The organism is Acinetobacter sp. 231_lipA (assembly GCF_058243005.1).
Genome location: NZ_JBZAYU010000001.1, coordinates 3,705,179 through 3,718,035 on the forward strand (window position 1 = coordinate 3,705,179; position 12,857 = coordinate 3,718,035).

Here is a 12,857-nt window from a genome sequence, read left to right on the forward strand (position 1 = left end):
ATCTGCGCTCCACTAGAATGCGCGTATTGTATGTCTTTTCTGTTTATAAAAACAGATCGATTCCACACTCTTTGTTTAATGCACCAAAATAAAACCAACACTGTAGTAGAATTAACATAACGCACCATTTTAATTCACTTTCGGTTTACTTGATTTTTAGAATCCGCTATATCTTTAGCTAATCGTTCATTTACAGCGCATTCCGCAAAAAAAGTGTGCTCATTTCACTATACAAAATCAAAGTTGGCGTGCATTTTGCTTTATTTGCATCAATTCAGTCCGCTATTTGGAACGGTTAATGCTTTATCAAGATGCCATTGCGCTATTTTAATACAGGATACATTCGCTAATGGATCACCCTATTTCTATCGACTATCGCCTTTTAGTGGACAATTTGACCACTGCGATTTTATTGGTCGACAGTAAATTAAATATTTTTTACTTAAATTCCTCTTGCGAAGCATTATTTGATATCAGTCTTTTACGTGCCTCTGGTCAACCTGCGCTTAATTTACTCCATGCACCCAATGATGAGTTCAATACAGAAGAAGCTCTTCTCAATACTTTAAACTCGGGACAACACTACACCCGCCGTGAAGCCATCATTAAGGTCAACTTTAAAGATATTCATGTTGACTATACCGTGTCACAGTTGAATTCAAATAAGCCCTATCATCCTTTGCTTTTAATTGAGATCAATCCGATTGATCGGATGCTCAAAATTTCCAAGGAAGAAAACTTCTTACAACAACATCAGGTTGCACGCCAACTGATTCGCGGTGTTGCACATGAAATTAAAAATCCGCTAGGCGGAATTCGCGGTGCTACACAACTTTTAGCACGTAGCCTCAATGATCCTCAATATAGCGAGTTCACCGACATTATTATTAGTGAAGTCGATCGCTTACGTAATTTAGCAGACACCATGCTTGGTTCACGTCAGCTCCCAAGTTATGAGTTGGTCAATGTACATGAGCCTTTAGAGCGTGTTCGCTCACTCATTACCAACCAAACCAAAAAGAAAATTAAGATCACCCGTGATTATGATTTGTCATTACCTGAAGTGATGGCCGATCGTGATCAACTGATACAAGTTATGCTGAACATTAGCGTCAATGCAGTGCAAGCCATGACTGAAAATAAAGAGTTCTTTGTCGACCACCAACCTGAACTAATGTTACGCACCCGTATTCAACGTTTAGTGACCATCAATGGTGTACTGCAACGCTCTGTGGTACGGATTGATATCGAAGACAATGGTCCGGGCGTTCCAGAAGAAATTTTAGAATCCGTGTTTTACCCACTGGTCACGGGTCGTGCTAAAGGCACAGGACTGGGTTTAAGTATTGCGCAAAATATTATGCATCAACATAACGGAATGATTGAATGCCAATCTGTTCCCGGAAAAACAACTTTTAGCTTATATATACCTTGGGAGTTAAACCATGTCGCGAAATAAAATATGGGTAATTGATGACGATCGCGCCATGCGCTGGGTGCTGGAAAAAACGTTCAAAGAAGAAGGTTTTGACGTCACAAGTTTTGAAGAAGCTCAATCTGCTTTAGACCAACTCAGTTTAGATGCACCCGATGTGATCTTGACCGATATTCGTATGCCCGGCATAGATGGCTTAACTTTTTTAGCGAAAGTTAAAGCCAACTATCCTGATCTACCTGTCATTATTATGACGGCTCACTCTGACCTAGAGTCTGCTGTTTCAAGTTATCAAACAGGCGCATTTGAGTATTTACCCAAGCCTTTTGATATTGATGAAGCCTTAGCTTTAGTGAATCGTGCGATTTTGCACATCACCAAAATGCAGCAGCAAGAATCGGCAAAAACGGTACCACCGATTCAATCGACCGAAATCATTGGCGAGTCTCCTGCTATGCAGGAAGTTTTCCGCGCGATTGGTCGTTTGTCTCAATCACACATTACAGTGTTAATTAATGGTGAATCTGGTACAGGTAAAGAGTTAGTTGCGCATGCGCTACACCGCCACTCACCACGGAGCAGCAAACCTTTTATTGCACTCAACATGGCCGCGATTCCCAAAGACCTAATTGAAACAGAGCTTTTTGGTCATGAGAAAGGTGCATTTACTGGCGCCAATACCCAGCGCCAAGGTCGCTTTGAACAGGCCAATGGTGGAACGCTGTTTTTAGATGAAATTGGCGATATGCCTTTTGAAACACAAACGCGTTTACTGCGTGTCTTGGCTGATGGCGAGTTTTACCGTGTTGGTGGGCATATCCCAGTAAAAGTAGATGTACGTATTGTCGCGGCAACGCACCAAGACTTAGAAAAATTGGTACATGATGGTCGCTTCCGTGAAGACTTATATCACCGTCTGAACGTGATTCGCATTCACATTCCAAAACTGGCGCATCGTAGCGAAGACATCCCGATGTTGGCGCAACACTTCTTGGCACGTGCAGGCAAAGAATTAGGTGTAAGCCCTAAAATCCTTCGTCCTGAAACGCAAGAATATATGCAACAGCTGCCTTGGCAAGGAAACGTACGTCAGCTCGAGAACACTTGCCGCTGGTTAACGGTCATGATTACAGGACGTGAAGTTTATCCTGAAGACTTACCATCAGAGCTGAAGCAAATTCCAATTACCCGCTCAGGTGAAGATGCGCAAGCCGCGCAAAACTTAGATCGGATTGCAGTCCACCATTGGGATGAGTTGTTGGGTCAATGGGCTGTGCAAAAGCTGAAAAATGGCGAGATGAAAATCCTCGATATCGCAACCCCAATGTTCGAACGTACATTGATCATTGCTGCGCTGCAACAAACCCGTGGCCGTAAACGGCATGCGGCTGAGTTACTCGGTTGGGGGCGTAACACCCTTACGCGTAAACTTAAAGAGCTAGGTATGGATACCGCAGATGATGAAAGTGAAGAAGAAGCTTTAGAAAACTAAGACAGATTCAAATAAAAGCGCCGCAATGGCGCTTTTATTTATTAAGCCGTAAAGCCTAAATAGCGTGAATAGCCTTCAACACCAAGTGGTGCTTTTAACATGATAAATTTTGGGTAACTGGCTTGAGTTAACTCTTCAAACATAATCACTTGATCATCATGTGCATGGAGATCATCAACACTGCGCTGCATGGTCGCTTCAAATTCATCTGTGATATATTCAAAACCAATGTCCATCGCAATAAATAAGGTATGCTCACAAGGCTGAACGTATTGTTCCTGAGACCAATCAATTACCTGTTGTTGGCAGTGTGGACACGCTACGGGATCTGTCGCTTCACAGTCTAGTGGGATCAATTGATAAGTCATAATTTAGTTTTTAAACAAAGATGCTGCGAAGTTTAGCATAGGATAAAGTACCTAGAATAATCATGTCGACTTTAGAAAAAGCCATTGCACTGGCTGCAACCCAACATGCGGGGCAACTCGATAAGGGCGGACAACCTTACATCTTGCATCCACTTCGCCTCATGTTGCAATTTTCCAATCCCACCCTACAAATCATTGCGGTGTTGCATGACATTTTGGAAGACACCGCAACGACTGCTGAAGACTTAAAAGCGCTTGGCTTTAGTGCCGAGATCATTCAATCCATACAAGCACTGACCAAACAAACAGGTGAATCACGTTTGGAAGCGGCTAAGCGCACTGTATTAAACCCTCTTGCAACCCAAGTGAAATATGTTGATGTACTCGATAATATGAACCTTACGCGCATAAACAATCCAACAGCACACGACTTTGCACGACTTGAAGAATATAAAGTGGTGCTTGAAATACTCAAACAAGCGAAAACTCAGCGAAACCCTTAAAATAGCTGAGTATTTTCAATTAAATCTCTACAATTTCAAAATTGACAAACTGCAACGATCACTTTTTAATTAAGCCTATCGTTGCACAAATGGACATCGTGAATGTTAAGCGATTTAGATGATTTTTATTGTTTTGCTCAAGTGGTTGAACATGGTGGTTTTAGCGCAGCCGAACGCGCAACAGATATTCCTAAATCCAAGCTCAGTCGACGCGTGTATAACCTCGAAGAGCGCTTGGGTGTACGCCTAATTCAACGCAGCTCTCGCCATTTCGCAGTGACCGATATTGGTATGAATATTTACCGTCATGCGCAAGTGATGATGAATGCTGCACAAGCCGCACACGATTTGGTCGATCATCTCAGTTTACAACCGCGTGGCGTCATTAAACTCAGCCTGCCAGTATCGATTGCACAAAACCAAATTGCACGCATTTTACCAAGTTTCTTAAAAACCTATCCCGAAATTAAAGTGCAAATGATGGTAACCAATCGCCGTGTGGATATTATCAACGAAGGTTTTGATATTGCCCTTCGCGTCCGCTCCAATCTAGACGATGATCCAAGTTTGGTAATTCGTAAATTTGAAAATATCGAGCAGCATTTATTTGCCAGCCAAGCTTACTTAAATGAATTTGGCGAACTGAAACAACCTGAAGATTTAAGCCAACATCATATACTAAGTATGGTTGATGAGCATTTAGATCAACATATCATCGTGGATAATGATGCACAGCAACAAAAGAAAATACGCGTCAACCCTGTGGTGATGGGCTCTGATTTGAGTATGTTGGCTCAACTGGTCCGTAAAAACTGCGGCATTGCCCTACTTCCAGACAGCATCGTACAAGATATGGTGAAAAGTGGTGAGCTGGTTCGTGTCCTGCCCGACTGGAAAGCACCACACGGTATTTTTCATGCGGTGTATCCTTCACGCCGTGGTTTACTACCTGCTGTCCGTGTGTTTATTGACTATTTAATTGAACACCTTAGCTCAAATAAATCACTTTAAACCCTACACATGCTCAATCACATTGAGCCAATCCATGAGGCAAAAAAAAGAGCTTAACCGAGGTGGATAAGCTCATAAACTTTCAAAATAAGAAACTACAGCGAGTATCTTGGAAACAATTTTAGTGACAAAATGAAGTATAGACCAATAGCTTGCATGTATAAGTTTTAATCAAAAAATAGCAAAAATGCGATAAATAAAGGGATTCAGAAATATCAGTGATTGCTTTTAATACTTAATTTAGCTTTTAAGTCACAAAGCTAGACCAAAGTCTAAAATTTAATCAACGACAAAACATCAACTTAAATTTCTGGATAACTGCCCGTACCTTCAGGCCAAGGTGATAGTAACTCAAAACCGGTTTCAGTCACGAGTACCATATGCTCCCACTGCGCAGTTAAAGACTTATCAGCAGTCACGACTGTCCAACCGTCCTTGAGCTCTTTGACATGCGCTTTGCCCATATTAATCATCGGCTCAATCGTAAACACCATGCCCGCTTTAAGCTGCATCCCCTTACCTGGTTGACCATAGTGCAATACGCTTGGCTGTTCGTGATAAACCTTGCCGATACCATGACCACAATACTCGCGTACCACACTATAACCTTCACGGTGCGCAACAGTTTGAATGGCATAACCAATATCACCAAGCGTTGCACCTTGCTTCACAGCATGAATACCTGCAACCATCGCCTCATAAGTCGTATCGACTAGCTTTTTGGCTTCCGGTTTCACTGTACCCACATAGTACATACGACTGGTATCACCAAAGTAGCCATCTTTAATAATCGCCACATCAATATTAATAATATCGCCATCTTTGAGTACAACATTCGGCGATGGAATACCGTGACAGACCACTTCATTTGGAGAAATACAGGTGGTTTTGGTATAGCCATGATAACCAATATTGGCAGGCGTCACTTTTAAGGTATTTACAATGAAGTCATGACAAATATCATCCAGATATTCAGTCGTGACACCCGGCTTTACATGCTCACCAATCATCGCTAAAACTTCGGCAGCCAAACGACCAGATATACGAAGTTTTTCTACATCTTGTTCAGTTTTTATGCTCACATTTAAGCCACGCATTGAAATATCCTCAATTATGAAGTCGCAAGTATAGACCTTTTCTCAATATTTTTGTTCAAACTTAAATCTTAGGGTAGCCTCCAACAACCAGCCTTTAAAAAATTTGTGTAATTTTAAAGCATTTGCACTACAACTTTTAATTTAGGAAAAATAGCGCCTCAAGCTTTTAATATTTATAATTTTTCTATTTTAAAATGGATAATCAATCACATATATCAACCTATTTTTTACAAGTTGATATATTCACTTTTCATCTTATAAAAAAATTTAATACTACCCATGAAATAAATTAGCCAAAAAAACACTTATGCACTAAAATCGTCCCCTTTGTTCAACTCGATCTCCCTTTTATGACAAGTCTGCGTACTCGGGATATTGTTGCTTTGGGTTTTATGACTTTCGCACTCTTCATTGGTGCGGGCAACATTATCTTTCCACCGATTGTGGCTCAGCAAGCGGGTGAGCATGTATGGCTAGCAGCTTTTGGTTTCTTAATCACTGCTGTGGGCTTACCTGTAATCACCATTATTGCGCTGTCACGTGTCGAAGGTTCGATTCAAATTTTAAGTTCACCTTTGGGTAAAATAGCCAGTCTCATTTTAACCATTACGTGTTACCTAACTGTCGGACCACTCTTTGCGACACCACGTACTGCAACCGTTTCTTATGAAATTGGTTTTTCATCTTATCTTGGAACATCAAGCAGCAGCTTGCTGATCTACAGTGCAATCTACTTTAGTGTAGTCACCCTCATTTCACTGTATCCAAACAAGATTTTAGACACGGTTGGCTATGTACTCTCGCCACTGAAGATTTTATCTTTAGCCATCCTTGGCATTGCGGCGATGATGATTCCAACGGGTTTCGTTCCGCCAGCCATCAATAATTATGTTGACAGCCCTGTTTCTGAAGGTTTTGTAAATGGTTACTTAACCATGGACACTTTAGGTGCTTTGGTTTTTGGTATTGTGATTATTCAAGCCATTCGTTCACGTGGTGTCAGCAACCCTAAACTGATTACGCGTTATGCAGTTATTGCGAGTATCATTTCTGGTATTGGTTTAACTGTAGTTTACCTCAGCTTATTTAAACTTGGCCTTGGAAGCCATGAAGTCGCAGCAAATGCGAGCAATGGTGCAGTGATCCTGCATGCATATGTTCAACATGCATTTGGTGACTTAGGTTCTATCTTCCTTTCTGCCATGATTTTTATTGCGTGTATGGTCACTGCGATTGGCCTGACCTGTGCGTGTGCTGAATATTTCAGTTCAATCACTAAAATTGGCTATAAAGTTTGGGTCTTCATTCTGATTGGTTTCTCTTTCATTATTTCAAACTTAGGTTTAACCAAACTCATCGCCTTTTCTGTGCCTGTTTTAAGTGCAATTTATCCACCTGCAATTGTGGTGATTATGCTGAGCTTTGGCTGGAAATTCTTTAATCATCCTCGCCGAGTGATTGCACCTGTTACAGCAGTGTCTTTGGTCTTTGGTCTTCTAGACGGTTTAAAAGTTGCGAATTTTGAACTACCTTATGCGCTGACTCACTTACCTCTTGCAGAACAAAACCTTGCATGGCTTATCCCATCATTGGTAGTTTTTGTAATTGCTGTTGTAATCGACAAAGTGAAAAAATAAGCAAAAGCTGATGTTGTTAAAGTCTGGTTTTACCCAAACCTGATTTTAAGCATGATCAATATTTGTCACATTTTATCCAAATGGACACATATTGTTTCATTTCTTTCTACATCAGTTTTTGTACATACTGACACATTTCATATACACCGCTAAAGTCGTATATCAAGACCTTCATATCTCTTATAAATTTAATATTAGAAAATATAAAATTCTTTAAAGCCTGTCCTAGCAAGCCATTCATGGCATCAATATTGCTTTATACAATCTATGTATAAGCTTACATGCATCATTTATTTGTCATCTTATACCGTAACGAAATACTATTTATTCACTAAAAAAATGCTACATACATATTTTCTGATTGGTATAGCATAATTTCTCTGAAAATAGTTGTTTTTGCTCTTGATCAACGCAAGTTTTAGCAGTACAACATTAAGAACTAATCCGACTAAACACATTGGTTTTTAGTCAAAAACTCAAGGAGGGATGGAGATGTTATCATTACATTTCAACAAGCAAGTCTTCATTAACGCTCTGAAGGCAAACAAGAATATGGTGACGTATTTAAGTACCACCATTGCCCTAATGGTCATTATGATCATGCATGGCTTAATTCAAGGTAACCTTAAAGCTGAATATTTTGCTTACGCTATCGTCGTATCATTTGCCTTTTATTTATGGGCAGTCGTCGATCAAAAATTCCGAAAGGCCACACAGTCAATTGACTAGCAAACAGGTGGATGATTAGTCATCCACCTTTGTAAAAGTATAAAAATTTTAAAAAATATAAGAACAACTTAAAATAAACCGAAAAACATTCCCCACAACAAGCCCAACGTCGCCACAATTTCCCCCACAACCAATGCCATCATTGCCATCAGCATGATTGATTTGGGTAAAGTCCATTTGCCTAAAACATGTGGACTACGGAATTGGTTATTGGTGTCTTGCAATAGCCCATGCACAATATAGCTCAGTATCGAAAAGCTAAAAAAGAATAAATTAATTCCCACAAACAGCATGTTCAAAGGCTCGGGCCAGACTGAAATTGCGGCCATTACCGCAATAATTAAACTTGCAGGTGCATATAACAAACTACTGCGGTGCGCGATATCAACATAATAGTGTGCGCGAAACTGCGGTGAATGGCGTATTTGTGCATATTTCCATACCCCTGTCAGCATCCCTACAAACAGAAAAATCCCACTAAACAAAAGTGCAAATTTTACCGACATATCTACTTCAACAAACTGCATGTGTTTTCCTTTTTATTTTCACTCTATTCTATACAGATCTACTTGACTTCAAAGTCATAGATTAGACAAGTTTCTTTTTGGAACTTAGGTAGAGTAGAAAAAAATTCTATGCTTAACCGATTATGCAAAATTACGAAACTTTAGCTATTACCTGCTCTGACCATTATTCACTCAGTGGACGCTTTTATGCAGCCCAAGGTACACAACAAGCCCTACCTGTTTTAATCTGCCCTGCCACAGGTATTACTCAACAGTTTTACCACCATTTTGCATCATGGCTTGCAGAACAAGGCTATGCCGTTTTGGTTTTTGATTTTCGCGGCATTGGTGAGTCTCTGCATGAACCACTTAAAAAGTCGAAAGCCAGCATCGTGCAATGGGGGCAATTGGATATCCCAGCGGCGATGGAGGTGTTATTGAATAAGACCCAAGCGACACAAGTGATCTTGCTCGGTCATAGTGCAGGTGGGCAACTTTTAGGTATTAATCCAAACTATGAAAAAGTCGCAAAAGTCGTTGCTGTTGCAGGATCAACAGGCCACGTAAAAGATTTGAAAGGTCGTACCAAATTGCTGGCTCCTGTGATGTTTAAACTGATCTTTCCTATTGCACGTTATACCTTAGGTTACGGACCGACCAATGCCATTGGCATGGGCGAAAACCTACCCAAAGATGTGGCACGTGATTGGGCACAGTTTTGCAGCAAACCAGGTTATGTAATTAATGCCTTAGGCAAAACAGTACAAGATGACTTCCACCGTGATATTCGCTGTCCAATCACAGCCATTTGGGCATCGGATGATGAAATTGCCACGCAAGTGAATGTCAAAGGCTTACTCAGCCTTTACCCAAATGCACAAACAGATCAAATTGAACTCAAACCACAGGCTTATGGCCACAAAGCCATTGGTCATATGGCGATGTTTAAGCGTTCCCATCAAAACATATGGCCTGAAATTGCAGCACAGCTTTCATCTTAAAGCGGTACATATCAAGCCAAGCCTGTCGCCAGTTCAAGCAGCACTTGCTTGACTGGCTTTATTTTCACCGCAAAATTGCAGCTTTCAAATAAAAACCAACGCTATTGATAAATTTAATTTCATTAATCGATAAATAAATATTATATTTCCACCACGAATTTTTATTAAGTCATAGTTCATGTGATGTCTATCGCATGTGCTAGAGATGGATGAATCATGTCTGCACAACAGCAACCCCAGCTTAAGCATGGGCTGAGCAACCGCCATATTCAGCTGATTGCTTTAGGCGGCTCTATTGGTACAGGTCTATTTTTAGGCATTTCGCAAACCATTAAACTGGCTGGTCCTTCAGTTATTTTAGGCTACGCACTGGCGGGCTTAATTGCATTTTTCATGATGCGCCAGTTGGGTGAAATGGTGGTTGAAGAACCAGTAAGTGGCTCTTTTAGTTATTTTGCCTATAAGTTTTGGAGCCCTTTTGCTGGCTTTATGTCGGGTTGGAACTATTGGGTGCTCAATGTCTTGGTCTGCATGGCGGAACTCAGTGCCATAGGCCTCTATGTCCAGTATTGGTGGCCTGAAATTCCCACATGGATTTCAGCACTTGGTTTCTTTGTACTGATCAATGCCATCAACCTGCTGCATGTCAAAGTCTTTGGTGAAACAGAATTTTTATTCTCCATGATTAAAATTCTCGCGATCATTGGCATGATTGGATATGGCGCTTGGTTACTGGCAAGTGGTCACGGTGGTGCACATGCCTTTATTTCTAACCTATGGGCTCTAGGCGGTTTCTTTCCCAATGGTATTTCTGGCCTAATCATGGCGATGGCCATCATTATGTTTTCCTTTGGCGGGATTGAACTCGTTGGTATTGCAGCTGCGGAAACCAAAAATCCGACCACGACTATTCCTAAAGCAGTCAATCAAATTGTCTATCGTGTATTGCTGTTTTACGTGCTTACGATCATCGTTCTGCTCTCGTTGTTTCCATGGAATCAAATCGCAGAAGGCGGTAGCCCTTTTGTTTTGATTTTTGACTCCTTAGGTAGTCAAGGCGTTGCAACTGTGCTGAATTTTGTGGTCTTAACCGCAGCCATATCGGTGTATAACGGTACCAGCTATGGCACGAGTCGTATGCTGCTAGGTCTGGCAGAACAAGGCAATGCCCCACAGTTTTTAAAGAAAATTAACCACCGTGGCATCCCTTATGCAGCCATTTTATGCTCTGCATTGGTGACCTTACTGTGTGTCGTATTGAATTATATCTTCCCAGAAAAAGCCTTTAAACTGCTAATGAGCCTTGTGGTTTCAGCCATTGTGATTAACTGGATGATGTTGGCGTTGACCCATTTAAAATTCAAGCAACGTATGCTGGCATTGCAAAAATCAACCTTGTTTCCAACTTTGATTTACCCTATCAGCAACTATATCTGTATTGTATTTATGCTTGGTATTTTAGTGGTGATGTGGCTCACACCTGATATGCGAATTGCAGTAATGCTGATTCCACTTTGGATTGGCTGCTTAACTCTAACTTACTGGTTTAAACAAAGATCAAAAACGCAAAAAATACAATAAATAAGTCAGCAAACAGCGCCAATAAAAGGCACCCTTCCATTTAAGGGCGCTGGTTGCAAATCAAAGCCAATTTCTCAAATGACTTTGATTGAATCACTTGATTGTAGTCATGACCGATGCAGAGTATTTCTCTTTTATTTGCTTATTTTGAGTATTTATTGAGAAATATTTTCACATAAAATAGTTTATAAAGAAAATTATACGCAGGAACACGTTATGAATGACGCTCACTACGTTTTAGATAAAATTGACCGCCGTATTTTGTCTGAACTTCGCCAAGATGGCCGTCTGACCGTTACCCAGTTGGCTGAGAAAGTTGGGCTGTCCTCTTCTCCTTGCTGGACACGTGTAAAACGCCTAGAAAATCTCAACATCATTGAAGGCTATACAGCAAAGATTAATTCAAAAGCCATTGGTATTAATGAGCTGTTTTTTATTGAAATTACGCTTGAACGCCATGATGATGAAATCTTAGAGCAATTTAGTGAAGCACTGGCTTACATGCCTGAAGTGGTTGAAGCGCATTTAGTAACTGGCGATTACGACTACTTACTCAAAGTCGCAGTGAAAAATGCGGAACACTATGAACGCTTTTTGCGTAAAAATTTATACTCAATGAAAGGCGTACGACATACACGCTCCATTTTTGCCTTACGCCCTTTGAAACTCGAAAATAAATCCGACCTCATTATGATTGAGTGATTGCTGCAAATATTGTGTAAATGTGGTTTAATACACGCAGTATGAGATGAGCCTCTTACAGTATGTGCCTTAGATGTGCATACGACTAGCCCCTAACCATGGGGCTTTTTAATATCTAAAAACAACAACTTACAATTAATTGGCGTAAATTAGGCGTAAAATATTAATTTCAATATAATTTTTTAAGTGCAAAAAATCTCAATTTTGCCAAACTATATACTTCGTAAAACCCTATAAAGATATTAAACCATATTGCCTCATATAGGCTATAGCATCGTAATATAGAGCTTTTCAATCCACATCAAACTGAATAAGCCAGATAAACCTAGTCATACATCGCCAAGTTTTGATGTGTTCTTATTGAATCTAGCTAAAAGATCTATACATAAATTGGAGAAATATAAAGTCCAATCAACTTTAGTTCATTGGACTTTTGGATTCCTATAAGTCCATTAATTCTATATATTCATGGTTATTAACTAACTCTGGATTAGACTGAGCAATAAGTTTCAAACATTCTTTCAACTTATCTAGGCTATGGATGTCTTCTTTGCTTATGATCAAATGAATAAAATCCAATGTTTCCAAAGGATATTTTTCACATATCTTACTCTTTACCAACTCATCTAAAATACGATAAGGATAGCTTATAGGTCTTAACCAATATTTTAGAGTTTCAAAAGAGCTAGAAAAATCATCACCATATAAAATTAATATCTCTGCTACTGACCTCGCAATACTCAAAGACATACGCTCTTTATTTTTTGGCCATACTTCCTTCCAAAAAATTGCAAC

General features: G+C 40.1%; 13 protein-coding genes. 9 read left to right on the forward strand and 4 right to left on the reverse strand.

Annotated features, from left to right (window positions below):
* Positions 1 to 349 precede the first annotated feature (349 nt).
* Complete coding sequence (glnL, locus tag AC4CUX_RS18265) at positions 350 to 1,459, forward strand: nitrogen regulation protein NR(II) (RefSeq protein ID WP_004696555.1); 1,110 nt, start codon at positions 350 to 352, stop codon at positions 1,457 to 1,459.
* Complete coding sequence (gene glnG, locus AC4CUX_RS18270) at positions 1,446 to 2,927, forward strand: nitrogen regulation protein NR(I) (RefSeq protein ID WP_004696552.1); 1,482 nt, start codon at positions 1,446 to 1,448, stop codon at positions 2,925 to 2,927. The genes glnL and glnG overlap by 14 nt, the downstream gene beginning before the upstream one ends.
* A 41-nt stretch (positions 2,928 to 2,968) precedes the next feature.
* Here the strand turns inward: glnG and AC4CUX_RS18275 are convergent, their stop codons facing one another.
* A complete protein-coding gene (locus tag AC4CUX_RS18275) occupies positions 2,969 to 3,295 on the reverse strand; it encodes a hypothetical protein (protein ID WP_004696551.1) in 327 nt (108 codons plus the stop codon).
* 62 nt (positions 3,296 to 3,357) lie between these two features.
* Here AC4CUX_RS18275 and AC4CUX_RS18280 point away from each other — a divergent pair, with 62 nt between their 5' ends.
* Both AC4CUX_RS18280 and AC4CUX_RS18285 read left to right on the forward strand, forming a co-directional pair.
* A complete protein-coding gene (locus tag AC4CUX_RS18280; RefSeq protein WP_078388764.1) occupies positions 3,358 to 3,798 on the forward strand; it encodes a phosphohydrolase in 441 nt (146 codons plus the stop codon).
* A 102-nt stretch (positions 3,799 to 3,900) separates the two neighbouring features.
* A complete protein-coding gene (locus AC4CUX_RS18285; protein WP_078388763.1) occupies positions 3,901 to 4,809 on the forward strand; it encodes a LysR family transcriptional regulator in 909 nt (302 codons plus the stop codon).
* A 302-nt stretch (positions 4,810 to 5,111) separates the two neighbouring features.
* Here AC4CUX_RS18285 and map read toward each other — a convergent pair whose 3' ends face one another.
* Complete coding sequence (map, locus tag AC4CUX_RS18290) at positions 5,112 to 5,906, reverse strand: type I methionyl aminopeptidase (RefSeq protein ID WP_005400725.1); 795 nt, start codon at positions 5,904 to 5,906, stop codon at positions 5,112 to 5,114.
* A 350-nt stretch (positions 5,907 to 6,256) separates the two neighbouring features.
* On the opposite strand from map, the gene brnQ reads away from it, so the two are divergent.
* Both brnQ and AC4CUX_RS18300 read left to right on the forward strand, forming a co-directional pair.
* Complete coding sequence (gene brnQ, locus AC4CUX_RS18295) at positions 6,257 to 7,543, forward strand: branched-chain amino acid transport system II carrier protein (RefSeq protein ID WP_004981952.1); 1,287 nt, start codon at positions 6,257 to 6,259, stop codon at positions 7,541 to 7,543.
* Positions 7,544 to 8,035: 492 nt separating this feature from the next.
* Positions 8,036 to 8,272, forward strand: a complete 237-nt coding sequence (locus AC4CUX_RS18300) for a hypothetical protein (RefSeq protein ID WP_004696541.1) — start codon at positions 8,036 to 8,038, stop codon at positions 8,270 to 8,272.
* Between the two features lie 68 nt (positions 8,273 to 8,340).
* On the opposite strand, the gene AC4CUX_RS18305 is transcribed toward AC4CUX_RS18300, so the two are convergent.
* Positions 8,341 to 8,799 (reverse strand): hypothetical protein, encoded by a 459-nt coding sequence (locus tag AC4CUX_RS18305; protein WP_078388762.1) that lies wholly within the window; start codon positions 8,797 to 8,799, stop codon positions 8,341 to 8,343.
* Between the two features lie 122 nt (positions 8,800 to 8,921).
* Here AC4CUX_RS18305 and AC4CUX_RS18310 point away from each other — a divergent pair, with 122 nt between their 5' ends.
* The 3 genes from AC4CUX_RS18310 (at position 8,922) to AC4CUX_RS18320 (ending at position 12,062) form a co-directional block, all read left to right on the forward strand.
* Positions 8,922 to 9,779: an alpha/beta hydrolase family protein gene (locus AC4CUX_RS18310; RefSeq protein WP_078388761.1), complete on the forward strand. Its 858-nt coding sequence runs from the start codon at positions 8,922 to 8,924 to the stop codon at positions 9,777 to 9,779.
* Positions 9,780 to 9,995: 216 nt separating this feature from the next.
* Positions 9,996 to 11,360, forward strand: coding sequence for an amino acid permease (locus tag AC4CUX_RS18315; protein WP_078388760.1), 1,365 nt, complete (start codon positions 9,996 to 9,998; stop codon positions 11,358 to 11,360).
* Positions 11,361 to 11,576: 216 nt separating this feature from the next.
* Complete coding sequence (locus tag AC4CUX_RS18320) at positions 11,577 to 12,062, forward strand: Lrp/AsnC family transcriptional regulator (protein ID WP_004696532.1); 486 nt, start codon at positions 11,577 to 11,579, stop codon at positions 12,060 to 12,062.
* A 441-nt stretch (positions 12,063 to 12,503) separates the two neighbouring features.
* Here AC4CUX_RS18320 and AC4CUX_RS18325 read toward each other — a convergent pair.
* A partial coding sequence (locus tag AC4CUX_RS18325) for a hypothetical protein (RefSeq protein ID WP_490792610.1) occupies positions 12,504 to 12,857 on the reverse strand: 354 nt, incomplete at its 5' end.